Below are 24,004 nucleotides of genomic sequence, written 5' to 3'. Positions count from 1 at the left end.
ACGCTGCGCGGTGGCGGGACCGACCTCAGGCGCCGGTCGTCTGCGTCTGGGCACTGGCTTCGCGCGCCAGCCGCGTGACGGCGGCCCAGTCCCCGCGCGCCAGCACGTCGGCGGGCGTGAGCCAGGAGCCACCGACCAGGGCCACATTGGGTTGCTGCAAGAAAGCCTGCAGGTTGTCCGGGCTGACGCCCCCCGTGGGGCAGAAGCGCATGTCGGGCAAGGGGCCCGCCAAGGCCTTCAGCATGTTCAGGCCGCCGGCCTGGGCGGCAGGGAAGAGCTTGACCAGGCTGTACCCCGCGTCGCGCGCGGCCATCACTTCGCCTGGTGTCATCACGCCAGGTACGAAGGGCAGTTGCGCGGTCTGCACGGCGTTCAGTAGAGCGGGCGTCATGCCTGGCGAGAGGGCGAAACGCGCGCCCGCGTCCTTGACCCGCTGTGCTTCATCGGGCCGGGTTACCGTGCCTGCGCCCACACACAGCCCGGGCGCGTGGCGCGCGGCGGCCTCGATGGCGGCCAGCGCGGCCGGGTGACGCAGGGTGATTTCGATCACGTCGATGCCGCCTTCGAGCAGGGCGTCGGCCAGAGGTGCGGCCTGTTTCGGGTCGGTGATGACGACCACGGGCACGATGCGGGAGCGGAAGGAGGGCAGGGGCAAGGTCATGATGGAGCGAGACGATAACAAAACACAAAAACCGCGACGGCGATCGGTCACCAGCGCGGGACGGATGCCTATCGGCGTGGACTCAGCCCAACAGCGGCGAGGCGCCGGCCTCGGCGCGGCCCGCGTGCTGGCGGAAGAGGGCGAAGAGGTCGCGGCCCACGCCACTGTGCTCCGCGGACAGATCCGGCACGCGCACGGTGCGAGCGGCCAGCTCGTGCTCGGGAACTTCGAGCAGCAGGCGACCCGCCTCGCAATCGAGGTCGATCAAGTCACCGTCGCGCACGCGGGCGATCATGCCGCCGTCCAGTGCCTCGGGACTGAGGTGGATGGCGGCCGGCACCTTGCCGGAGGCGCCGGACATGCGCCCGTCGGTGACGAGCGCGACTTTGTAGCCTTTGTCCTGCAGCGTGCCGAGTGCGGGTGTGAGCTTGTGCAGCTCGGGCATGCCGTTGGCACGCGGGCCCTGGTGGCGCACCACGGCCACGAAATCGCGTTCCAGTTTGCCCTGCTTGAACAGTTCCTGCAGTTCCTGCTGGCTGTCCACGACCACGGCGGGCGCGCGCACATGGCGGTGCTGCGGCTTGACGGCCGAGGTTTTGACCACGGCGCGGCCCAGATTGCCTTGCAGCAGCTTGAGGCCACCGTCAACGCTGAAGGGGTCGGCCACGCCACGCAGCACATCGGTGTTGCCCGAGCTGGCCGGCGCGGGGCGCCAGGCCAGGGCGGCGTAGGGGCCGCTGCCATCCTGCCAGGGTTCCTGGGTGTAGGCCTGCAGGCCCTGGCCCATCACGGTACGCACGTCCGGGTGCAGTAGGCCGGCGGACAGCAACTCGCGGATCAGGAAGCCCATGCCACCGGCCGCATGGAAGTGGTTCACGTCGGCCGTGCCGTTGGGATAGATGCGCGTGAGCAGGGGCACGCTGGCCGACAGCTCGGCGAAATCGTCCCAGTCGATCAGCACGCCCGCGGCCCGCGCCATGGCCACCAGGTGCAGCGTGTGGTTGGTCGAGCCGCCGGTGGCCAGCAGACCCACGATGGCGTTGACGATGGTTTTCTCGCTCACCACCTCGGCCATGGGCGCGCTGTTGGCCAGGTCGCCAGCCGCCGCCGCCTGGGCCAGCGCCACCGCGCGTTGCACGGCCGTGCGCGTCAGCAGCGGACGCAGCGTGGTCTGCGGGTTCACGAAGGACGCGCCGGGCAGGTGCAGGCCCATGATCTCCATCAGCATCTGGTTGGAGTTGGCCGTGCCGTAGAAGGTGCAGGTTCCCGCGCCGTGGTAAGCCGCTTCCTCGGCCTGGAGCAGTTCGTCGCGGCTGACCTTGCCTAGCGCGTAGAGCTGGCGCACCTTGGCTTTCTCGTCATTGGGCAGGCCCGAGCTCATGGGGCCCGAGGGCACGAAGACCACGGGCAACTGGCCGAACTGCAGCGAGCCGATCACCAGGCCGGGCACGATCTTGTCGCAGATGCCCAGGCAGAGCGCGGCGTCGAACACATTGTGCGAGAGCGACACCGCCGTCGCCAGCGCGATCACGTCGCGGGAGAACAGCGAGAGCTCCATGCCTTCGTAACCCTGGGTCACGCCGTCGCACATGGCGGGCACGCCGCCGGCCACCTGGGCCGTGGCACCGGCCGCGCGCGCGGCCGCGCGGATCTGCTCGGGGTAGTTCTCGTAGGGCTGGTGGGCCGAGAGCATGTCGTTGTAGGCGGTGACGATGCCCAGGTTGGGCGCGCGCGCCGCGCGCAGGGTCAGTTTGTCATTGACCGGCATCGCGGCCCAGGCATGCGCCGCGTTGGCGCAGCCCATGCCCTCGCGGTAGGGGCCGGGCTTGCGCGAGCGCGCCACCATGGCCAGATAAGCGGCGCGGGTCTCGCGGCTGCGCTCGACGATGCGCTCGGTGACGGTCTTGATCGTGGGATGCAGGGGGGTGGGTGCGTTCATGGTTCGTCTCTCATCACGCGGGAGCGCGCAATTTTTCAATCAGCGTGCCACACCGCGACCGGCTCGGTCGCGTGGCGCAGCACCAGGGAGATCGGCAGGTCCGTGCCGGGCATGGCTTGGCTCTGTGCGCGTGCGTGCTGGTAGACCGTCCATTTGGTGGGGCCGGCGATGGACAGTACGGTGTGGCGGCTCTTCAGCAGCGCCGCGAGATTGAGGCTGAGGCGCGGGTGGGGCGCTTGCGCGGGTGTCAGTGCCACCACGTCCGGCGCGGCCTCGGGCCGCAACGCGTCGGCCACGCCGGGGGCGTCGGGGAACAGCGAAGCCGTGTGGCCGTCCTCGCCCATGCCGAGCACGGTCACGTCGGCGGTGAGCGCCGCTTGCGCCGCATGGGCTTTGTCCAGGGGCAGCAGGCGCGCGGCGGCGGCCGGGCCTTGCAGCAGATGGGCACGCAGCAGGGTTTCGTTGCGTTCGGCATGACCGTCCGGCAGGTGGCGCTCGTCCACCAACTGCACGGCCACCTGGGCCCAGTCCAGCGGCTGTGCGCGCAATTGCTCGAACAGTGCCACGGGCGAGCGCCCGCCAGACACACGCAGCAGGGCCTGGCCGCGCGCGGCCAAGGCGGACCGCAGGCGCGCCGCGATGTCGCGCGCGAGCGCTTCGGCGTTGGCGTGGAGATGTTCCACGGGCATGGGCATCAGCGGCCTCCGTGTTGGGCGAAACCCGTCATGTGTGAAGTCGATCTCATGTTTCCTCGAACCAGGCCAGGCCTTCGCGCGCCATCAAGGCCGAACTGGCGGCCGGGCCCCAACTGCCCGCGGGGTAGGGACGGGCAGGCTGGTTCGACGCCTGCCAGCCGCGCTGGATGGGGTCGATCCAGCGCCAGGCGGCTTCCAGCTCGTCGCGCCGCATGAAATGCGTCAGGCGGCCGTGTACCACGTCCATCAGCAGGCGCTCGTAGGCCTCGGCGCGGCGCCGGCGCGAGGCCGACTGCAGGTCCAGGCCCAGGTCCACGCGCTGCATGCGCATGCCGCTGCCGGGTTCCTTGACCATCATTTGCAACTGGATGGACTCTTCCGGTTGCAGGGTGATGACCAGCCGGTTGGGTTGGGCGTCGGGCTGGTCCGCAAACACCGAGAACGGCGGTTGGGCGAACTCGATGATGATCTGGCTGCGCCGGTTCGGCATGCGCTTGCCGGTGCGCAGGAAGAAGGGCACGTGGGCCCAGCGCGGGTTGCGCACATGGGCCTTGAGCGCGATGAAGGTTTCGGTCTGGCTGTCCGAGGGCACGCCCTCCTCCTGCCGGTAGCCCGGTGCGGCATGGCCTTCCGCATGGCCGGCCGTGTACTGGCCGCGCACGGTGTCGCGCTGGATGTCGGCTGGCGTCAGGGGCTGGAGCGAGCGCAGCACCTTGAGTTTTTCGTCGCGTACATCGTCGGGGTCGAGTGACAGGGGCGGCTCCATGGCCACGATGCACATCAGCTGCAGCAGGTGGTTCTGCACCATGTCACGCAGGGCGCCTGTGTGGTCGTAGAAGCCGGCGCGGCTGCCCACGCCCACCGATTCGGCCACGGTGATCTGCACGCTGCGGATATTGGGGCCGCGCCAGAGGGGTTCAAAGATGGCGTTGCCGAAGCGCAGCACCATGAGGTTTTGCACCGTTTCCTTGCCCAGGTAATGGTCGATGCGGTAGATCTGGCGCTCGGCGAAGTGGCGGGCCACCTCGTCGTTGATGGCGCGCGCCGACTCGAGGTCGTGGCCCAGTGGTTTTTCAAGCACCACGCGTGCGTCGGCGTTGATCAGGCCCTGCGTGGCCAGCTCGGCGCAGATGGGCGCGAACAGGTCGGGCGCGGTCGCGAGGTAGTAGACGCGCAGGGCCGTGCGCGCGCAGCAGGCGCGCAGCGCGGCGAAGCTCTCGGGTCGGGTCGCGTCCACGGTGGCGAAATCCAGCCGCGCCAGGAAGCCGCTCCAGGCCGCTGCGTCATGGGTGTTGTCGGGGATGAATGGGCGCGCGCGCTCGGCGACGAAGGCCGCGTAGTCCGCCGTGGTCCAGGGCTGGCGGCCCACCCCCACGATGCGCGCCTCAGCCGGCAGGCGGCCGTGCAGATGGGCCATGTACAGCGCGGGGATCAGCTTGCGCAGCGCCAGGTCGCCAGCGCCGCCGAAGATGACGAGGTCCAGGGGCAGGAGTGTGTCGTTCTTGGTGTTCATGCGGGTGTTCAGGTCACGGGGCAAGCTGCATCTTGGCACGGGCGCCGTCGGCTGTCAGGTGCTGGCGCGCGCTACCACCTCGTAAGGCAGGCGCACACTGTGCTGGGGCGGTTGCCCACCGCGCATCAGTTGCAGCAGCATCTGCGCGCCGGCCTCGCCGATGGCCCAACGTGGCGTGCGCACGGTGGTCAGCGGCGGCAGCATCTGCGCGCTGCCTGCCAGGTCGTTGAAGCCAGCGATGGCGAGTTGCCGCGGCACGGCCACCCCCAGGCGCTGCGCAGCCAGCAGGCCGCCCTGGGCCAGGTCGTCGTTGCAGAAGAAGACGGCGTCCACGTCCGGCTGTTCGCGCAGCAGTCGCTCCAGCAGTTCGGCGCCCAGGGCCAGGGACGAGCGTGCCGAGCTCAGCAACTCCAGACCGGCATCGTACAGACCGGCAGCGCGCAGGCAACGGCGATAGCCCTCGGCCCGTTGCAGGGTGCGCGGGTCGAGCTGGGCGGCGATGAAGGCGATGCGCCGCCGCCCGCCCGCCAGCAGGTGCGCGGTCATGGCGGCACCCGCATCCTGCTGTGAGAAGCCGGCGCAGTAGACCTGGGGTGCGTCGGTCACTTCCATCAGGTGCACGCAGGGCACGCCGCTGGCGGCGATCAACTGGCGCGCGGTTTCGGTGCGATCAAAGCCGGTGACCAGCAGTCCGGCCGGACGCAGCGCGAGGTAGCTGCGCAGCAGCTCTTCCTCTTCCTGCGCGTCGTAATGCGTCACGCCGATCAGCGGTTGGTAGCCCGCCGGGAACAGGGTGCGGTGCACGGCTTCGAGCACATCCACAAACAGGGTGTTGGACAGCAGGGGCACGAGCACCGGCACCTGGGTGCTGCGCTGCGTGGCCAGGGCACGGGCTGCGGGGTCCGGCACGTAACCCAGGCGTTGCGCGGCCTCTTGCACGCGGGCCACCAGTTCCGCGGCCACGCCGCGTTCTCCGCGCAGGGCGCGCGAGGCGGTGATGGGGCTGACTTCGGCGGCGTGAGCCACGTCGTTGAGGGTGACGCGACCGCTGGAACGGCGGCGGCGCGGGTGCATGCTCAAGGGTTATCCCTGCGGATTTGGAAAGAGGGGATGCGGTAGGATAGCGCTACCATTGAAGAAATTCAAGGCTGCACAGCAGCGCAAACCGGTTCATCAGGGTTTTCATTCAGGTTTCTCAACACCGTTCATCCATCCGCACGGCACGCACCTGACGTGCCGTTTTCACGGAGCACTGGACAGCGCTACCAAATCATGTCCGACACACCGACTACCGTGCCCCATGCCAGGTCCGCGCCGCACCACCTCGTGGTGATGGGTGTGGCTGGTTGTGGCAAATCCAGCCTGGCGCAAGCCGTGGCCCGCCAGTTGGGCTGGCGCCTGCACGAGGGGGATGATTACCACTCTGCCGAGAACGTGCGCAAGATGCGCGCGGGCATCGCGCTGAACGATGAGGACCGGGCTGGCTGGCTGGAATGCCTGGGGGCCGTGCTGGCCGCCGAACCGGGCGTGGTGCTGACCTGCTCCGCCCTGCGCCGCGCCTACCGCGACCGCCTGCGCGCCGCCGCGCCTGGCCTTCGTTTCGCCTTCATGGGCCTGGACCAGGACGCGGCGCGCCAGCGTGTGGCCGCGCGGCCGGGCCACATCTTTCCGGTCAGCCTGGTGGCGAGTCAGTTCCAGACGCTGGAAGACCCCAGTGGCGAAACCGGGGTTCTGACGCTTGACGCCTTGCAGCCGCTGGACCTGCTGTGTCGCCAGGTCTGCGACTGGCTGGGCCGACCCATCCCTCAAGATTGAAGAGCCCCTGGCATGACCCAAGATTCCCATTCCCCTTCCGCTGCCCAGCGGTTCGGCAGCCTGCTCATGGCGGTCTGCCTAGCCGTGATGGCGCTGGCGGTGTTCATCAACGTGGTGCTGCGCTATGGCTTCGGCAGTGGCGTGGCGGCCAGCGAGGAACTGTCGCGCCTGCTTTTCGTCTGGCTGGTCTGCATCGGCGCGACCGCGGCTTACGCGCGCGGCGAGCACATGGCCTTCACCGCGCTGGTCCGGCGCTTTCGCCATGGTGCTGCCATGCCCTGGCTGGCGCGGCTCATCCACCTGCTGGTGGTGGCGGCCTGCGTCATGCTGGCTTGGGGCGCCTGGCAACAGGTCGTGGTGGGCATGGACAGCCACAGCGTGGTGTTGCGCTATCCCGTGGCCTTGCTGCCCCTGCCGGCCCTGCTGTGCAGCGTCGCCATCGGGGGCATGGCACTGCGCGATCTGGTGCGCGGACGCCTGCCGGATTTCGGGCACGAAGCCGAAGTGGAGTGAGTGATGAGTCTCGAAGCACAAGCCTTCATTGTTTTTTGCCTCGGCATGGTGGTGTTCATGGGCCTGGGCGTGCCCATGGCCTTTGCCCTGGTGCTGACTGGCGCGGGCATGGCCTGGACGCTGGATTTCTGGGACACCCAGTTGCTGGCCCAGAACCTGGTGGCCGGCATCGACAGTTTTCCGCTGCTGGCCGTGCCCTTCTTCATTCTTGCGGGTGAACTGATGAACGCCGGCGGCATCAGCCGCCGCATCATCGAGATGGCGCGCGCCTGGGTGGGTCACATCCGGGGCGGCCTGGGTTTCGTGACGATTGGCGCGGCCATGCTGATGGCCAGCATGAGTGGCTCCGCCCTGGCGGACACGGCGGCGCTGGCCACCATCCTGCTGCCCATGATGAAGCAGCACGGCTACCCCATGGGTCGTTCGGCCGGCCTGATGGCGGCGGGTGGCATCATCGCGCCCATCATCCCGCCGTCCATGCCCATGGTGATCTATGGCGTGACGACCAACACCTCGATTTCCCAGCTCTTCCTCTCGGGCATCGTGCCTGGCTTCATCATGGGCCTGGGCCTGGTGATCGCGTGGCGGATCGAAAGCGCGCGCATGACGGGCGTGCAGCGTGACGAGCCCATGCCCTACAAGGCACGCTTGCGCGCCACGGTCAAGGCGTTCTGGGCCTTGCTGATGCCGGTCATCATCATTGGCGGCATGAAGTCCGGCGTGTTCACGCCGACCGAGGCGGCGGTGGTGGCGGCGTTCTACGCGCTGGTGGTCGCCACGCTGGTGCACCGCGAGATGACCCTCGCGCAGCTGCAAGGCGTGCTGGCCCGCGCGGCCAAGACCACGGCCATCGTGATGTTCCTGTGCGCGGGCGCGCAGGTGGCCAGCTACATGGTCACGCTGGCCGATCTGCCCACCGTGTTGACGGGCTGGCTCGGTGGCCTGACCGAGAACCCCAAGCTGCTGATGCTGGTGATGATGGGCGTGCTGGTCCTGATCGGCACCGCGCTGGACCTGACGCCCACCATCCTGATCTTCGCGCCCGTGATGCTGCCCATCGCGGTCAAGGCCGGCATCGACCCGGTGTACTTTGGCCTGATGTTCGTGCTCAACGGCACCATCGGCCTGATCACCCCCCCCGTGGGCACGGTACTCAACGTGGTGGCGGGCGTGGGCCGCATGCGGCTGGACGAGGTGATTCGCGGGGTGAATCCCTATCTGGTGGTCTATCTGGCCATCCTGCTGCTCTTCATCGCCTTTCCGCAGATCGTCACCTTGCCCGTGGCCTGGCTGCGCTGACGGTTCCTACTTTCTTTCACTCGCTTCAAGGAGACATCCCATGAAACTGATTCGACGCACCCTGCTCGCCGCCACCACGGCCGCTGTGCTGGCCGCGCCCCTGGCCGGTCTGGCCCAGGACGTGAAGTCGCGCATCATCCGCTTTGGCTACGGCCTGAACGAACAGTCCAACCAGGGCCGCGCGGTCAAGGTGTTCGCCGACGAGGTGGCCAAGGCTTCCAATGGCAAGCTGCGCCTGCGCGCGGTGGGCGCGGCGGCCCTGGGCTCGGACGTGCAGATGCAGCAGGCCCTGATCGGCGGTGCCCAGGAGATGATGGTGGGCTCCACCGCCACCCTGGTGGGCATCACCCAGGAAATGGCGCTGTGGGACACGCCCTTCCTCTTCAACAACTCCCAGGAAGCCGATGCCCTGCTGGACGGCCCGGTGGGCCAGAAGGTGATGGACAAGCTGCAGGAAAAGGGCCTGGTCGGCCTGGTCTACTGGGAAAACGGCTTCCGCAACCTGACCAACAACAAGCGTCCGGTCACCAAGGTGGAGGACATGGACGGCATCAAGCTGCGCGTGATGCAGAACAACGTCTTCCTCGACAGCTTCAAGACGCTGGGCGCCAACGCCGTGCCGCTGCCGTTCTCCGAACTGTTCAGCGCGCTGGAAACCAAGACGGTGGATGGCCAGGAGAACCCGTACAACACCATCCTGTCGAGCAAGTTCTACGAAGTCCAGAAGTACCTGAGCGTGACCAACCACGTCTACAGCCCCTGGATCGTGACCGTCAGCAAGAAGTGGTGGGACACCCTGTCCAAGGATGAGCAGAAGATCCTGCTGGACGCCGCGAAGAAGAGCCGTGACTTCGAGCGCACGGACACACGCGCCGAGGCCGCCCAGGCCCTGGCTGAGCTGCGTGCCAAGGGCATGCTGATCAACGAGCTGACCCCCGCCGAGACCGACCGCATGCGCGCGCGCCTGACGCAGGTGAATGCCAGCATCGCCACCGGCGTGGGCCAGGCCCTGTGGGACGAAACCCAGGCCGAGCTCAAGCGCTTGCGCGCGAAGAAATAAGCCCGTTTCCCGGGTCCAGCAAGCCGCCCCGCGCCTGTCGCGCCGGGCGGCTTTTTCTTTTGACACTGGCTCGCGGGCGGCCCGATCGACACGCTCTCGCGGACTCGGCATTCACGCCCGGGTCGCCGAGGTCATGCGCTCCTGGTACTCGCGCGGCGTGCAGTCGAGTTCGCGGCGGAAGACGGTGTACATGTACTGCAGCGAGGTGAAGCCGCTGCGCACGGCGACATCGGCGCTCGAGGCGTCGCGTCGCGCCAGCATGTCCTTGGCAACGTCGAGTTTGTGGGACAGGATCGCCTGATGCACGGTGCAGCTGAGGTCGCGGCGGAAATGCTCTTCCAGCGCCGAGCGTGAGATGCCCACGTAAGCGGCCACCTGCTCGGTCTTGATGCCCTGGCAGGCGTATTGCCGGATGAAGTGACGCGCGCGCATCACGTAGGGGTTCGACAGGGGTTGATGGCGGGACGACGCGAGCGCATTGATGCCGACCGGGTCAATGAGCACCCGGTGTCCGGGCAGGCGCACGCCACCCAGCATCTGGTGCAGGAGGTGCGCGGCGGTACGCCCCATCTCCTCCGTGCTCTGGATGACGGAGGACAGCGGGATGCGGCCCAGGGTGCGGGCCAGCGGATCGTTGTCGATGCCAATGATCGCGACCTGCTCGGGAACGGCGAGATCGGCCCGCAGGCAGGCCTGCAGCAGATGGCGCGCGCGCGCGTCGTTGACGGCGATGATGCCGACCGGCTTGGGCAGGGCGCGCAACCAGTCGATCAACTGGGCGCTGGCCTGGTTCCATGCCAGCGCGCTGGTGAGCAGGCCGCGGTAAATCTCGTCGTGCGCGGGCGCGCCGGGCTGATCGGCCTGGCGCAGGCGCAGGTAGATCCGCTCACGTTCCTGTGCCCAGCGGTAGCCCGCCGATTCAGGCAGGCTGTACAGGGCGAAGTTCTGCAGGCCCGCAGAGATCAGGTGGTTGTAGGCCAGCGAGATCAGCTGCCCGTTGTCGATCGCGACGTAGGGGTGCTGGCTCGGATAGGCCGCCGGGTCTTCGTAGGAGGCGCCGATCGCGACGATGGGCAGGCGGCAGTGCTGCAGCGCCTCAGCGACGGCCGGGTCGTCGAAGTCGGCAATGATGCCGTCGCCGTCGAAGTGCTCGATGCCTGCGAGTCGGCAGTGGTAATCGTCCTCGAGGAAGAGATCCCAGGTGACCCGCGTCGAGCGCAGGTAGTCGCCAATGCCGACGATGATTTCCCGGTCGTAGATCTTGTTCGCGCTGAACAGGAGCGCGATCCGGTGGATGCGCGGATGCGCGGGCGAGGGGCTGTGCATGGTGGCTGACGCGGTCTCGCTGGATGTCGACTTGTCTCCGTGGATGGCCTGGCGCGGCTCCATGGCCATGCGCTCTTCTTCTCTTCTTGTTAGTACCTAGGTGGAACCACCAATGCCGCTGGCATGGCGCATGTACCGACCGCGATGATAAATAAACATTAGATTCATTGGCCGATTTCACAATCGACCGCGGGATGGGAGAGGGCTACGATGAAAACGCCCTGCGTGCTTCCTTCTTGAAGGACCGCACGCGACGGGGGCGGATTCACACGCGGCATCGAGTCGCGTGCGGGGTCCGTGCTTCGAGTCATGGACCGATTCATCGGCCCATCAATCAATACAAAACAGGAGTGAGACAAATGATTTTCAGCAAACGTCGTTCCGTACTGGGTGCGCTGGCCTGTGGTGCCATCCTCGCCAGTTCGCTGCTCGGGTCGATGGCGCATGCCAGCAAGGAGCATCCGGAGATCGGTTTCAGCATCGATGACCTGCGCGTCGAGCGTTGGGCGCGTGATCGTGACTATTTCGTGGCCGCGGCCATGAAGCTCGGTGCCAAGGTGTCGGTGCAATCGGCCGACGCCAACGAGGCACGCCAGATTGCCCAGATCGAAAACATGATTTCGCGTGGCGTGGATGTGATCGTGATCGTGCCGTTCAACTCCAAGGCCCTGACCAACGTCGTGGCCGAGGCGAAGAAAGCCGGCATCAAGGTGCTGTCGTATGACCGACTGATCCTCGACGCCGACGTCGATGCCTACATTTCCTTCGACAACCACAAGGTCGGGGAAATGCAGGCGCAGGGCGTCTACAGCGCGCGTCCGAAGGGCAATTATTTCCTGCTGGGCGGCGCGCCGACCGACAACAACGCCAAGATGCTGCGCGAAGGCCAGTTGAAGGTGCTGCAGCCCGCGATCGACCGCGGGGACATCAAGGTGGTCGGTTCGCAATGGGTGCCTGAGTGGAGCCCATCCACCGCGCTCTCGATCATGGAAAACGCGTTGACCGCCAATGGCAACAAGATCGACGCCGTGGTCGCCTCGAACGACGGCACAGCGGGCGGCGCGATCCAGGCGCTGGCCGCGCAACGCATGGCCGGCAAAGTGCCGATCTCGGGCCAGGACGCCGACCTGGCCGCCGTCAAGCGCCTGATCGCTGGCACGCAGACGATGACGGTCTACAAGCCGCTCAAGCAGATCGCGACCACCGCGGCCCAGTTGGCGGTGGATCTCGCCAAGGGCGCCAAACCGACCTACAACTCGCAGTACGACAACGGCAAGAAAAAGGTTGACACCGTGCTGCTGCAACCGACCGTGTTGACCAAGTCGAACATCGATCTGGTCGTCAAGGACGGTCTCTACACCCAGGCGCAGATCAGCGGCAAGTAACCGGGCCGCTTGCGATCGCAGGGTGGGTGCGTCGGCCGACGTACCCACCGCGCTTCGCGCGTGGAGAAAAAGCATGACACAACCTTTGCTGGCGATGCGTGGCATCGTCAAGGCGTTCGCGGGTGTCAAGGCGCTCGATGGCATCGACCTGACGGTGATGCCGGGTGAATGCGTTGGCCTGTGTGGTGAGAATGGCGCGGGCAAGTCCACACTGATGAAGGTGCTCTCGGGGGTCTACCCGCACGGCACCTGGGACGGTGCCATCTACTGGGATGGTGCGCCGCTCGAGGCGCGGGGCATCCGCGACACCGAGCGGGCCGGCATCGTCATCATCCACCAGGAATTGATGCTCGTGCCCGAACTGTCGGTGGCCGAGAACATTTTCCTTGGCAATGAAATCACGCTGCCCGGCGGGCGCATGAACTATGACGCGATGTATCAGCGCGCTGACGAGTTGCTGCGTGGATTGAACATCAAAGGCATCAACGTGGCCCAGCCGGTCATGAACTATGGCGGTGGACATCAGCAGCTGATCGAGATCGCCAAGGCCTTGAACAAACAGGCCAAGCTCTTGATTCTTGACGAACCTTCGTCCTCGCTGACGGCGACCGAGATACGTATCCTGCTCGACATCGTGCGCGACTTGAAGAAACGTGGTGTCGCGTGCGTCTACATCTCGCACAAGCTCGACGAGGTGGCGGCAGTGTGCGACACCATCACGGTGATCCGCGATGGTCGGCACGTGGCCACGGCACCGATGAAGGACTTGAGTACCGACCGCATCATCACGCAGATGGTGGGGCGAGAAATCAGCAACCTGTTTCCGCGTGAGCCGCATGAAATCGGAGAGGTCTTGTTCGAGGCCCGCCATGTGACTTGCCATGATGTCAACAATGCGCACCGAAAGCGCGTGGACGATGTTTCCTTCAGCCTGCGCCGTGGCGAGATTCTCGGCGTGGCGGGCCTGGTGGGCGCGGGGCGGACCGAATTGATGCAGGCAATTTTTGGTGCCTATCGGGGCGCGAGTCGTGCCCAGGTGCTGCTCGACGGCAAGCCGGTGAAGATCCGCTCGCCGCTGGACGCGATCCGCTCGGGCATCGCGATGGTGCCGGAAGATCGCAAGTTGCACGGCATCGTTCCGCTCATGAGCGTTGGGCACAACATCACCCTGGCCGTGCTGCAGCGCTTCGCGCAGGGCGGGCGCATCGAGGCGTCGGCGGAGCTGGACACGATTCGTGCCGAGATGCAGCGTCTGTCGGTGCGCGCCGCGCATCCCATGCTGCCGATTGCCAGCCTGTCCGGGGGCAATCAGCAGAAGGCCGTGCTCACGCGCATGCTGCTGACCCACCCGCGCGTGCTGATCCTCGACGAACCGACACGTGGCGTCGATGTGGGTGCGAAGTACGAAATCTACAAACTGATCTTCCGTCTCGCGCGCGAGGGCATGGCCATCATCGTCGTGTCGTCCGAGCTGCCCGAGGTGCTCGGTCTCAGCGACCGGGTGCTGGTGATCGGCGAGGGCGAGCTGCGTGGCGATTTCGTCAACGAGAACCTGACGCAAGAAGACATTCTGACCGCCGCGATCCAACCGGCGCGGCGTTCCCCCAGCAGTGAAGTGATGGCAGCATGATCCCTGAAACCCTATCCTCCCCCGCCATGGCACCGCAAGAAGCGGGCAGCGGTTCTTCGCAACGTCCGCAACAGCTGTTCATGCGCTACAAGATCCTGGCCCTGCTGATCGCGGTGGCCGTGATCTGGATCTTTTTCTCGGTGATGACCGAGGGATCCTTCATCACGCCGCGCAATGTGTCGAACCTGCTGCGGCAGATGTCGATCACCGGCATGCTGGCCTGCGGCATGGTCTTCGTGATCATCGCGGGCGAGATCGACTTGTCGGTTGGCGCTTTACTGGGCCTGCTGGGTGGTCTGGCCGCCATCCTGGACGTGAGTTTCGGCTGGCCGATCTGGTACACGTTTCCCACGGTGCTGTTGATAGGAACGGCCGCCGGACTGTTCAACGGCTGGTTGTCCACCTACGGCGGCATTCCCTCCTTCATCGTTGGCCTGGGCGGCATGCTCGCCTACCGCGGCATCCTGCTCGGCGCGACGGGTGGCTCGACCATCGCGCCCGTCTCGGAGGAGTTTGTCTTCATCGGGCAGGGCTACCTGCCACGTCTGCTCGGACATGCCATGGCTGTTCTGATCTTCGTGCTGCTGGCCGCGCTGACGATCATGCGTCGCCGCAGTCAACAGCGGTATCAACTGATGGTCGCGCCGATCTGGCAAGACGTCGCGAAAGTCGTCGTCGTTGGCGTCCTGATCGCCGGTTTCATGACCATGCTCGATCAGTACGGCGGTATTCCCGTGCCGGTGCTGCTCCTGCTCGTGATGCTGGGCGTCTTTTCCTGGATTGCCACGCAGACGGTCTTTGGGCGACGCATCTACGCGGTGGGCTCGAACCTGGATGCCACGCGTCTGTCGGGCATCAACACCGACCGCGTCAAGTTGGCGGTGTTTGCGTTGATGGGGCTGATGTGCGCGTTCGCCGGGATGATCAACACGGCGCGTCTGGCCGCTGGTTCTCCGTCGGCGGGTTCACAGGGGGAGCTCGACGCCATCGCGGCCTGTTTCATCGGCGGCACCTCGATGCGTGGTGGATCCGGCACCGTCTACGGCGCGCTGATCGGCGCGCTGGTGATGGCCAGCCTGGACAACGGCATGTCGATGCTCGACGTCGACGCCTACTGGCAGATGATCGTCAAAGGCGCGATCCTGGTGCTGGCGGTTTGGGTCGACGTGCTGTCGCGTTCGAGCCGTATCTGACACGGCGGCGCCGTGGTTTTTCCTGGCTTCAGCTTTTGACTGACTGAAGATTCATTTCATGACTTACGCAATCTATCCAACTCTGCTTGACAAGAACGTGGTGGTGACCGGCGGCGGCAGCGGCATCGGCGCGGCCATCGTGGAAGCCTATGTGCAACAAGGCGCGCGCGTCACTTTCCTGGACGTGGCCCGCGCGGATTCCGAGGCCTTGGTTTCGTCGCTGGCCGGGGCCCGGAACGCGCCGGTGTTCCGCTTCTGCGACCTGACCGACATCCAGGCGTTGAACGTGACCTTTGCCGAGATCGAGGCACAGGCCGGGCCGGTCGAGGTTCTCGTCAACAACGCGGCCAATGACGATCGCCATCGTCCCGGCGACATCAGCGCCGAATACTGGGACCAACGCATCCAGGTCAACCTGCGGCATCAATACTTCTGCGCGCAGGCCGTGATGGGCGGCATGAAGAGGCTGGGGCGCGGGGTGATCCTGAACCTGGGTTCGATCTCCTGGCACCTCGCGCAGGCGGATTTGTCGATCTACATGACCGCCAAGGCGGGCATCGAGGGCATGACGCGGGGCCTGGCGCGCGACCTGGGTGGTTTCGGCATCCGCGTCAACTGCATCGTGCCCGGCGCGGTGCGCACGCCGCGCCAGATGAAGCTGTGGCAAACACCCGAAAGCGAAGCCCAGTTGCTCGCTGCCCAATGCCTGCACAAGCGTGTTGACTCCGTGCATGTGGCGCGCATGGCGCTGTTTCTGTCATCCGACGACGCCGAGTGCTGCACGGCGCGCGAGTATTTCGTCGATGCAGGCTGGTTCGGTGCGTGATGTGAACCCGCTGGATCACCTGAGCCCCGAATGCCTGTGGCCCGTGGCCGCCACCCTCGGGGAAGGGGTGGTGTGGCATGCCCAGGAACGCGCCGTCTACTTCGTCGACATCAAGCAGCGCAAGCTGCATCGTCTCGATACGGTGCATGGTGCGCGGCGCAGCTGGGATGCGCCCGGGCAGGTCGGTTTCGCCCTGCCGCATGTCCGTGGCGGTCTGATGTGCGGTGTCCAGGGTGGCCTGCATCGTTTCGATGCACCGAGCGGGACGTTCACGCTCTGTCTGCCAGTGGAAGCTGATCGACCGGGCAACCGACTCAATGACGGCTACGTCGATACCGAGGGCGCGCTCTGGCTGGGCTCGATGGATGACGCCGAAACCCAGGCGACCGGCGTGCTGTACCGCATCGGCGCGGACGGCTTGCTGAGCGTTCGTGATACTGTCTATGTGATCACGAACGGTCCTGCGTGCAGCCCCGATGGAGCGACGCTCTATCACAACGACACGCTGCAGCGCGTGGTGTATGCCTTCGATGTGGGCCCTGAGGGCTTGCTGAGTCGCAAGCGTGTGTTCGCCCGCATTGCGGGCAGTGGGTATCCCGATGGCATGGCGGTCGATCGCGAGGGATGCCTGTGGGTTGCGCTGTTTGGCGGTGCGCGCATCGAGCGTTTCGCGCCGGATGGTGGCCTGCTGGGCGCGGTGAACTTCCCTTGTTCCAACATTACCAAGCTCGCGTTTGGCGGCGACGATCTGTGCACGGTCTATGTCAGCACGGCGCGCAAGGGCCTCGACGAGGCGGCTTTGGCGCAGCAGCCCTTGGCGGGCGGCCTGTTCATGTTTAGAACAGATGTGGCCGGGCTGGCTTCCACGCCCTGCACCGCGCCCTTGGGCTTCTGAGGCTCAGGCCTGGGCGGCCATTTCCTGCGTCAGCACCTCACCGCGCAGCGAGTGCGGGTAGGCCTGGGTGATCTTCACGTCCACCATCTGGCCGATCAGCCGTGAGGCGGCGGTCTGCATGGCGGGTCCCATGGCGAAGTTCACCGCGCGGTTGCAGACAGTCTTGCCTGTGAGTTCGTTCGGGTTCTTGCGCGAGGGGCCTTCGACCAGGATGCGCTGCGTCGCGCCCACCAGCTTCTGGCTCAGGCGACGCATATTGCCCTCGATCAGGGCCTGCACTTCCTGCAGGCGGCGCAGCTTGACCTCGTGTGGCGTTTCGTCCGGCAGATTGGCCGCGGGCGTGCCGGGACGCGGACTGTAGATGAAGCTGAAGCTGTTGTCGAATTCCATGTCCTCGATCAGCTTCAGGGTCTTGGCGTGGTCGTCCTCGGTCTCGCCGGGAAAACCGACGATCAGGTCCGTGGCCAACGCCAGGTCCGGCCGTGCGGCGCGCAGCTTGCGCACGGTGCTCTTGTATTCGAGCGCCGTGTAGCCGCGTTTCATCGCCATCAGGATGCGGTCGCTGCCGTGCTGCACGGGCAGGTGCAGGTGGCTCACCAGCTTCGGGATGCGCGCGTAGGCCTCGATCAGGCGCGGCGTGAATTCCTTGGGGTGGCTGGTGGTGTAGCGGATGCGCTCAATGCCAGGCATCTCGGCCACCAGCTCGATCAGCGCCGCGAAGTCCAGCCCGTCCTTGGCCCAGGCGTTGACGTTCTGGCCCAGCAGCGTGATTTCCTTCACGCCTTGCGCGGCCAGGCCGGCCACCTCGGTCAGCACGTCGTCCAGCGGGCGGTGCACTTCCTCGCCGCGCGTGTAAGGCACCACGCAGTAGCTGCAGTACTTGGAGCAGCCTTCCATGATGCTGACGAAAGCGCTCGCGCCTTCGGTGCGCGCGGGGGGCAGGTGGTCGAACTTCTCGATCTCGGGAAAGCTGATGTCGACTTGGGGGCGACGCGTGGCCTCGCGTGCGGTGAGCAATTCAGGCAGGCGGTGCAAGGTCTGCGGGCCAAAGACCACGTCCACGTAGGGCGCGCGGGCGATGATGGCCTCGCCTTCCTGGCTGGCGACACAACCGCCGACGCCGATCTTCACGCCCTTGGCCTTCAGGTGCTGCACCCGCCCCAGGTCGGAGAAGACTTTTTCCTGCGCCTTCTCGCGCACGGAGCAGGTGTTGAAGAGGATCAGGTCGGCCTGTTCCACGTCGTCGGTCTTTTCATAACCCTGGGCCGCGCCCAGCACGTCGACCATCTTGTCCGAGTCGTACTCGTTCATCTGGCAGCCGAAGGTCTTGATGAAGACTTTTTTGGAAGGTTGTGAAAGCGGGGCGGCGGAAGCGGCAGGGGAGTCCGAGCGGTTCATGGTGTGTATCCAGAGGCTGGGTCATTGACGAAAGCGAACTCGCGATGATACCGGGGCGGTGGCGCGCCTGCACTGCGGCGTTTTGGATTGGGCTATAATGCCCGGCTCTTGGAGGTGTAGCTCAGTTTGGTCAGAGCGCAGGATTCATAACCCTGAGGTCGGCGGTTCAACCCCGCCCACCTCCACCAGGATAGACAAAGCCAGCCGTCGTGAGACGGCTGGCTTTTTGTTTGGCCGGATGGTTTACGCCCGCGCTGCTGCCTGCACGGCCTGGTCCGTGTAGGCATCCGCTGGATGCAAGACTTCCAGCGCGACTTCTTCCAAGGTGACGTCCGCGGGGCTGCCGAACACCGTCGTGGCCCCGATGAAGGAGAGCCGACCCAGGCGGGTCTGCACGATCAGCGGAACGGCGGGATGGCCGTCCCCGTTTTGCGCATCGGGGCCTGTGACGGGGTAGGCCAGCGTCTCGTGCAGCAAGACCTGCAACTGCGGGTCCGCCGTCATCTGAATCTGGCGTCGCAGCAGAGTCAGATAGTGCGAGCGCCAAGCCGCGTGGTTGAGGATGCGCGGCGCCATCCCGCGCGGGTGCAAGACCAGACGGATCACATTCACGGGCGGGCGCAGTAGCGCCGCGTCAACTCCATCAAAAAGCACGGGCACCGCAGCGTTGGAGCGGATGATGTTCCAGTGCCTGTCGATCAGGTAGGCGGGAAAGGGCTTGTGACGTTCCAGTGTCAGATCCACGATGGCGCGTATGGGGTCGAACCCCGGATCATCGAAGCTGCGCATCTTGAACACTGGGGCGAAACCGGCCGCGATCAGCAAGTCATTGCGCTCACGCAGCGGGATGTCGAGCTCATCGGCCAGTCGCAGGATCAGCTCGCGCCCAGGCTGCGCTCGTCCTGTCTCGATGAAACTCAAGTGGCGTGAGGAAACCTCCGCCTGCACGGCCAGCGCCAACTGACTCCAGTGACGCCGTTCACGCCAAGCCCGCAACTGCTCGCCGAGGGCGGGTGGGGCGCGGTGCTTGCGGGTGTCCATGGCGCGAGCATGCTAACCGAGGTCCAGCGGGGCCGCCCATTACCTGGGCGTAATCGACGCGCAGCGGCCGACGAAGCACACTGCGCAGGTCGCCTGTGGTCTTCCACCCACGGCCATCCGCCGGCATGTCCTTCTCTCAACCCCAAATCAAGGAAAGGTCACCAGACCGATGCGCACCTACCGCACCTATCGAATGGACCAGTTTGGCACCCTCGAGGGCCTAGTCCAGCACGAACAGGCTGTGCCGCAGCCAGGGCCCGATCAGGTGCTTGTCAAAATCCATGCGCGCTCGCTCAACTACCGCGATCTGCTGATCCTGCAGCAGCGCTACGCGTTTCCCGCTCAGCGCGGTGTCGTTCCGTTCTCTGACGGGGCGGGCGAAGTCGTGGCGCTGGGCACTGGCGTGACGTCGCTGAAGCTGGGCGATCGTGTGGCGGCATGCTATTTCCCGCGCTGGCAATCCGGCAAACTCGAAATGCCGATGGCGATGGACCAGTTTGGCTGCCAGCGGGATGGCATGCTGGCTGATTGGCTGGTCGCCGAAGCGTCCGCCCTGGTGATGCTGCCTGGGCATCTAAGCTATGAACAGGGGTGCACGCTGCCTTGCGCCGCCGTGACCGCGTGGAACGCGCTGACGGGTGGGCGATCACTCCTGCCCGGGGACAACGTCCTGACCCTTGGGACGGGGGCGTCGCGCTGTTCGCGCTGCAGTTCGCCAAGACCCTGGGGGCACGGGTCATCGGCGTCACGTCGAGTCCGGAGAAAGCGATGGTCTTGCGCGGATTGGGCGTGGACGAGGTGGTCGACCGCGCCCTGCATCCCGAATGGGCTCCCGAGGTCCGTCGTTTGACGCAGGGCGCCGGTGTCGACCATGTCGTGGAGACGGGCGCCATCGATACCCTGCCGCAGTCGCTGGCCGCCTGTGCGGCCAATGCCGAGGTGGCGCTGGTTGCCGCCTTGGGGGCGGGCGCGCTGGACGCTGCGGCGCTTCGAGGGCTGGTGACAATCCGCCGCGTGTTCGTCGGCAGCCGTGCCAGCTTCGTGAGCATGAACCGCGCCATCGGCCAGCATCGGCTGGAGCCCAGGATCGACCGGGTTTTTGCCTTCGACGAGGCGCGCATGGCCTACGAGCACTTCGCCGCCCAACGACACCTGGGCAAGGTGGTCATCACCAGCACATGACCCTGTACAAACCGCGTCGAGGCGAACAGACCATGCAACAACGAGATTCAAAGGAGCATCTGTGAGCCATCCCAACCGTTGGCCTAGCGCTCGCAGCGCTCTGGAATGAGCCCGACCCGATAGTGCGTAAAGCAGTCATAGCCCAGCTTTGGACCATGGAGGGCCGCCATTTCGTCAAAGCCCAGGAACTCCGGGGTCACGAGGCCCTGCAGCAGGGCGTGCAGGCTTCCCATGAGAATTCAGAACCGGTAGTGGAGCCCCACGTAGACGCCATCGCCCGTGGGCAGAAGGATGAGTGGCGTTTCCCGTTGCGTGGACAGATAGCCCATGCCCGCGCCTACCGCTCCCCCCGTGAGCACGTCGCTCAGCCAGTGTCCATGTGCGGCGACGCGCGCGCGGGCCATGTAGAGGGGCAGGGCAACGAGGGCCCAGGCCGGTGAGACACCGCCGTCCGGATCGGCGTCGGCTTTTGCCTGACCGGCGATGATCAATGGCGTGACAAAAGCGGCCATCAACGCAGTTTCTCCGCTGGGGAAGCTTCGGTGGTTCGTGCCCTGTCGCCATTGGTTGGGGTTGTCCGCCTCGGAGGGGCGTGCGCGCTGGAAGGTGCGCTTCATCGCTTCCGTGACGATGGCGGTGGTGGCCATGCTGTCTACCGCCTGCCACGCCAGACGCCCGTTGGGCGAGGTATTGCCCTCCCAGAGTGCGTAGCTCACGGTGCCACCTATCACCAACGTGTCGATCAGCAACTGGTTTTTGCGCGAGAAGATGCCACCGGCTTCGTATTCGTCGCAGCGGTCCATGCCGAGGATGCCCCCGTTGGCGCCATCGCCCTTGCACCCATCGGCCCGGGCGCTCGGCGCCAGGCTGGCGGACAGTGCCAATGCCAGAGCCGAACATGCAAGCCAGCGTGACCAGCCGGTGGCGACGAGGAACGACTGGGCGAATGCGTGGGTAGAAGACAGTGGCATGCGGTTTCCTGAAGAGAGGACCTCAGTCTGTCGGTGTCGGATTAACAGACACTTAAGAAGTATCGCGGCCGGTCGTGTGCCCACCAATCGCTCGGCCGATTAAAGTCGAAAACCAACAAGGCAACCAGCATCTGCGCGGATTGTCACACTCTTGATTTCACCAGGCCGAGCCGATGAACCGAGCGCATCTCGGGCTCGGGAATGGCTGCCAAAACCTTCCCAGTCCTCTCGGGCTTGTCGCGGCGGGTACGGAGTTTGCTTGCAAAGCCAAGCAGAGCGCAAGAAGCGTTCTGTTTGTTCAGCCATTGGAGCGCGTGATGAAGCAGCAACTCTTTCAACGTCTGTTCATTCTGGCCTGCGCCGTCATGCTGGCCGGGTGCGCGAGCACCATGGATTGCCCCAGCGTGCTGCCCAACGCCAGCTACACCGGCCCCTACAAAGGAGTGGACAACAAACTGAGCGTGGCGGATCTGGGTCGGGACCTGCAATGCGCTCAGAACTTCAAGACAAGCAAATACCCGGGCGGCTTCGTTGCCATTTATGGCAGCTCACGCATCGGTGAGGCCAGCCGCTTGCCTGACCCTGCGCTGGCCCGGCAGAGTGAGGCGTTGTATGCCGACGTGATGGCCTTCGCCGAAGCCTGGACCCGCAGACACGGCAAGCAATACCCCGTGATGACTGGTGCCGGCCCTGGCCTCATGGAGGCGGGCAACCGCGGCGCACTCTTGGCCGGGGGGCCGAGCATCGGTTACACCACCTATTACGATCCGGCGCCACGCGGCGACGCGAACAAGGTGTTCTGGAAGTACAAGGGTCAGGACCTGATCACCGACGGCTTGATCTTCTCCAGCGTTGGCATCCGCGAGTACGCCATGTTCCTGCATTCCGCAGCCATCGTGATCGGCCCCGGCGGCACCGGGACCGAATGGGAGCTGTTCCAGATCCTGGAGATGACCAAGAGTGACCAGTTGCAGCCCGTGCCCATCTACCTGGTGGGCAACAAGGAGGTGCACTGGAAGAGCTTCTACGACCGGCTGGACGACATGGTCCGCCGCGGCACTGTCCGCCAAGGCGAGGTGACAAAACACCTCGAACACGTGGAGCGTGCCGTGGACCTGGTTCCTCTGCTGGAAAAACGCCTGGGCTTGCCTTGAGCGGGGTACGACGTCGTTCCTGCGTGCCTGTTCACAGAGCGAGCGCGGGCGAAGGCCCTACACGCGCGCCGCCTGCCTCTGCGCATCAGTGAGGACCTGGGGCGAGCTGATGGGGGTGATGCCATCGTCGGCAAAGAATGGGGAAGCCCTGGACTTCCTCAGAATCTTGCCTTTCAGCATGAACGGCATCACGGTCACCAGGGCTTTCAGGTTGAGCTTGTCGGGGGTCCCGGCGGGTGGCGTTCCCTGCGCGTAACGTCCCATGATCCGGCTGCGAACCGGCCCAAGCGTCTGATCCAGCGAGTGCGCATCTCGGGCCGTGTAAACGCAACGCAGAAAACCAGCCCAAGGTTCGCCGGGTCGTGTGTTGACGATCGGCGTGTTGCAGCACGACGTGGAAAATCGATAGGTCCCGGTCGCCGTGAGACGTGTGCACGTCAGGTGTTCCAAGCCCTGCAGGATCTTCACGTCCGAGGGATAGGCGGGAATCACCTCTGTTCCGCCGTTCACATCAAGCAGATCGGTGCGCCCAAGGTGATGCAGATACATCTGGCAATCTGCGCAGTAGCAGACCAGACGTCCGGGCGTGTCGCGGGGAAAGGCTTGGAGCCTGGCTCGAAACTGTCCGCATTCACACTGGATTTCCATGGGCAAGACTTTCCGTGCAAGGCTGGTAGGGCGGAATAGGGCGGGTGGGTCGCCGTGTCGGGAAGTCTACGCGTACCGAAGACGCCGCCGATGGATCGAGAGCGATGCGTACGCGTGTTGGTCGCGACCTCCCTGGTTCGCATGGCGTGGGCCGCTCACCCCCTGGCTTTGATGGGTGACCGTCTCAACTGCGGGAAAATGGTCGAGCTTGAACCCCTGCATCGCTGATTGTTCCTCTGTTCTGGCAACTGAGCAGGACATCTTCGCGTTGCTGGACGTGCCGAGCTGCGCGGCGCATTCGTGAGTGCGGTCAAGGAGGCGCTGCTCCAACCATGCCCGCGCCTCAAAAACTCGGGGCGGTTCAGCCGCATACCCCTTCGATAAAATCCGGGGTCGTGCAACTCAGACATCCATGCCGTGTTGCGCGAATCATTCCATTCACTACAACCGAGTTCAAGAGCCATGGCAACTGCAAAGAAGAAGATCTCTCCCTCCGCCGCCAAGAAAACCGCGAAAGCGCCGGTCGCTACCGTCGTGCGTCCCATCAAGGACACCTTCACCAAGGGCGCTCTGGCAAACCACCTGGCCGAACAGGCGGGTGTCGAGCCCAAGGCCGTCAAGGCCGTCCTGGCCGCCTTGGAAGCAACCGTGCTGGGCTCGGTCAACAAAAAGGGCGCGGGTGAATTCACACTGCCCGGGTTGCTGAAGATCGGCGTGCAGAAGGTGCCCGCCAAGCCCAAGCGCAAGGGCATCAACCCCTTCACGAAGGAAGAGCAAGTGTTCGCCGCCAAGCCTGCCACGGTGCGCATCAAGGCCCGCGCGCTGAAGAAGCTCAAGGACGCGGCGCTCTGATCGGCTCC

The 24,004-nt window shown here is 65.5% G+C and carries 22 protein-coding genes, 1 tRNA gene and 1 pseudogene; 14 read left to right on the top strand and 10 right to left on the bottom strand.

All coding sequences use genetic code 11. The annotated features are described in order from the left end of the window. Window positions 1-25 precede the first annotated feature (25 nt). The 5 genes from DW355_RS17285 to DW355_RS17265 form a co-directional block, all read right to left on the bottom strand. Window positions 26-661, bottom strand: coding sequence for a bifunctional 4-hydroxy-2-oxoglutarate aldolase/2-dehydro-3-deoxy-phosphogluconate aldolase (locus DW355_RS17285; protein WP_131281954.1), 636 nt, complete (start codon window positions 659-661; stop codon window positions 26-28). Window positions 662-743: 82 nt separating this feature from the next. Further along, a complete protein-coding gene (gene edd, locus DW355_RS17280; RefSeq protein ID WP_131281952.1) occupies window positions 744-2,600 on the bottom strand; it encodes a phosphogluconate dehydratase in 1,857 nt (618 codons plus the stop codon). Between the two features lie 35 nt (window positions 2,601-2,635). Continuing rightward, a complete protein-coding gene (gene pgl, locus DW355_RS17275) occupies window positions 2,636-3,295 on the bottom strand; it encodes a 6-phosphogluconolactonase (protein WP_131281950.1) in 660 nt (219 codons plus the stop codon). Window positions 3,296-3,341: 46 nt separating this feature from the next. After that, complete coding sequence (zwf, locus tag DW355_RS17270) at window positions 3,342-4,808, bottom strand: glucose-6-phosphate dehydrogenase (RefSeq protein ID WP_131281948.1); 1,467 nt, start codon at window positions 4,806-4,808, stop codon at window positions 3,342-3,344. 54 nt (window positions 4,809-4,862) lie between these two features. Next, window positions 4,863-5,882: a LacI family DNA-binding transcriptional regulator gene (locus DW355_RS17265; RefSeq protein WP_131282853.1), complete on the bottom strand. Its 1,020-nt coding sequence runs from the start codon at window positions 5,880-5,882 to the stop codon at window positions 4,863-4,865. Window positions 5,883-6,080: 198 nt separating this feature from the next. Here DW355_RS17265 and DW355_RS17260 point away from each other — a divergent pair, with 198 nt between their 5' ends. The 4 genes from DW355_RS17260 to DW355_RS17245 are packed head-to-tail and all read left to right on the top strand — an operon-like array spanning window position 6,081 to window position 9,495. After that, window positions 6,081-6,623, top strand: a complete 543-nt coding sequence (locus DW355_RS17260) for a gluconokinase (RefSeq protein ID WP_131281946.1) — start codon at window positions 6,081-6,083, stop codon at window positions 6,621-6,623. 12 nt (window positions 6,624-6,635) lie between these two features. Further along, window positions 6,636-7,136, top strand: coding sequence for a TRAP transporter small permease subunit (locus DW355_RS17255; RefSeq protein WP_131281944.1), 501 nt, complete (start codon window positions 6,636-6,638; stop codon window positions 7,134-7,136). Between the two features lie 3 nt (window positions 7,137-7,139). After that, the gene (locus tag DW355_RS17250) at window positions 7,140-8,435 is read left to right on the top strand and encodes a TRAP transporter large permease (protein WP_131281942.1); all 1,296 of its coding nucleotides are present in this window, start codon (window positions 7,140-7,142) and stop codon (window positions 8,433-8,435) included. Window positions 8,436-8,475: 40 nt separating this feature from the next. Then, on the top strand, window positions 8,476-9,495 hold the full coding sequence (locus DW355_RS17245; RefSeq protein WP_131281940.1) for a TRAP transporter substrate-binding protein: 1,020 nt from the start codon (window positions 8,476-8,478) through the stop codon (window positions 9,493-9,495). Between the two features lie 111 nt (window positions 9,496-9,606). Here DW355_RS17245 and DW355_RS17240 read toward each other — a convergent pair whose 3' ends face one another. Beyond that, the gene (locus DW355_RS17240; RefSeq protein WP_131282851.1) at window positions 9,607-10,821 is read right to left on the bottom strand and encodes a XylR family transcriptional regulator; all 1,215 of its coding nucleotides are present in this window, start codon (window positions 10,819-10,821) and stop codon (window positions 9,607-9,609) included. 359 nt (window positions 10,822-11,180) lie between these two features. On the opposite strand from DW355_RS17240, the gene xylF reads away from it, so the two are divergent. Genes xylF through DW355_RS17215 form a run of 5 tightly spaced genes read left to right on the top strand, consistent with a single transcriptional unit; the run spans window position 11,181 to window position 16,750 of the window. Further along, the gene (gene xylF, locus DW355_RS17235) at window positions 11,181-12,206 is read left to right on the top strand and encodes a D-xylose ABC transporter substrate-binding protein (protein WP_131281938.1); all 1,026 of its coding nucleotides are present in this window, start codon (window positions 11,181-11,183) and stop codon (window positions 12,204-12,206) included. A gap of 22 nt (window positions 12,207-12,228) precedes the next feature. Continuing rightward, window positions 12,229-13,836, top strand: a complete 1,608-nt coding sequence (gene xylG / locus DW355_RS17230) for a D-xylose ABC transporter ATP-binding protein (RefSeq protein WP_431733192.1) — start codon at window positions 12,229-12,231, stop codon at window positions 13,834-13,836. Continuing rightward, on the top strand, window positions 13,833-15,029 hold the full coding sequence (locus tag DW355_RS17225) for a sugar ABC transporter permease (RefSeq protein WP_131281934.1): 1,197 nt from the start codon (window positions 13,833-13,835) through the stop codon (window positions 15,027-15,029). The genes xylG and DW355_RS17225 overlap by 4 nt, the downstream gene beginning before the upstream one ends. 58 nt (window positions 15,030-15,087) lie before the next feature. After that, window positions 15,088-15,855: an SDR family NAD(P)-dependent oxidoreductase gene (locus DW355_RS17220; RefSeq protein WP_131281932.1), complete on the top strand. Its 768-nt coding sequence runs from the start codon at window positions 15,088-15,090 to the stop codon at window positions 15,853-15,855. Next, entirely contained in the window at window positions 15,833-16,750 is a 918-nt protein-coding gene (locus tag DW355_RS17215; RefSeq protein ID WP_131281930.1) for an SMP-30/gluconolactonase/LRE family protein, read from the top strand. The genes DW355_RS17220 and DW355_RS17215 overlap by 23 nt, the downstream gene beginning before the upstream one ends. Window positions 16,751-16,753: 3 nt before the next feature. Here DW355_RS17215 and miaB read toward each other — a convergent pair whose 3' ends face one another. Beyond that, entirely contained in the window at window positions 16,754-18,148 is a 1,395-nt protein-coding gene (miaB, locus tag DW355_RS17210; RefSeq protein WP_131281928.1) for a tRNA (N6-isopentenyl adenosine(37)-C2)-methylthiotransferase MiaB, read from the bottom strand. 110 nt (window positions 18,149-18,258) lie between these two features. Between miaB and DW355_RS17205 the strand changes: the two genes are divergently transcribed. Next, window positions 18,259-18,336: transfer RNA gene (locus DW355_RS17205), tRNA-Met, on the top strand. 55 nt (window positions 18,337-18,391) lie between these two features. Here DW355_RS17205 and DW355_RS17200 read toward each other — a convergent pair. Continuing rightward, window positions 18,392-19,189 (bottom strand): helix-turn-helix domain-containing protein, encoded by a 798-nt coding sequence (locus DW355_RS17200; RefSeq protein WP_131281926.1) that lies wholly within the window; start codon window positions 19,187-19,189, stop codon window positions 18,392-18,394. Between the two features lie 169 nt (window positions 19,190-19,358). Between DW355_RS17200 and DW355_RS18580 the strand changes: the two are divergent. Next, a pseudogene (locus tag DW355_RS18580) lies at window positions 19,359-19,697 on the top strand (alcohol dehydrogenase catalytic domain-containing protein); the annotation flags it as partial. A gap of 83 nt (window positions 19,698-19,780) precedes the next feature. Next, on the top strand, window positions 19,781-20,371 hold the full coding sequence (locus tag DW355_RS17920) for a zinc-binding dehydrogenase (RefSeq protein WP_242671238.1): 591 nt from the start codon (window positions 19,781-19,783) through the stop codon (window positions 20,369-20,371). 239 nt (window positions 20,372-20,610) lie between these two features. Here the strand turns inward: DW355_RS17920 and DW355_RS17190 are convergent, their stop codons facing one another. After that, window positions 20,611-21,342: a phosphatase PAP2 family protein gene (locus DW355_RS17190; RefSeq protein WP_131281924.1), complete on the bottom strand. Its 732-nt coding sequence runs from the start codon at window positions 21,340-21,342 to the stop codon at window positions 20,611-20,613. A gap of 317 nt (window positions 21,343-21,659) precedes the next feature. Between DW355_RS17190 and DW355_RS17185 the strand changes: the two genes are divergently transcribed. Further along, the gene (locus DW355_RS17185) at window positions 21,660-22,496 is read left to right on the top strand and encodes an LOG family protein (protein WP_165493221.1); all 837 of its coding nucleotides are present in this window, start codon (window positions 21,660-21,662) and stop codon (window positions 22,494-22,496) included. Between the two features lie 57 nt (window positions 22,497-22,553). Here DW355_RS17185 and DW355_RS17180 read toward each other — a convergent pair whose 3' ends face one another. Then, window positions 22,554-23,144: a DUF6151 family protein gene (locus DW355_RS17180; protein ID WP_131281920.1), complete on the bottom strand. Its 591-nt coding sequence runs from the start codon at window positions 23,142-23,144 to the stop codon at window positions 22,554-22,556. A 462-nt stretch (window positions 23,145-23,606) separates the two neighbouring features. Here DW355_RS17180 and DW355_RS17175 point away from each other — a divergent pair, with 462 nt between their 5' ends. After that, window positions 23,607-23,996: an HU family DNA-binding protein gene (locus DW355_RS17175; protein ID WP_131281918.1), complete on the top strand. Its 390-nt coding sequence runs from the start codon at window positions 23,607-23,609 to the stop codon at window positions 23,994-23,996. The last annotated feature ends 8 nt before the right edge of the window (window positions 23,997-24,004 follow it).

The sequence above is a fragment of the Hylemonella gracilis genome (genome assembly GCF_004328645.1).
GTDB classification, from domain to species: Bacteria; Pseudomonadota; Gammaproteobacteria; order Burkholderiales; family Burkholderiaceae_C; genus Hylemonella; species Hylemonella gracilis_B.
The sequence above is the reverse complement of the archived record's forward strand: the minus strand, read 5'-3'. Positions and strand labels throughout refer to the sequence as shown.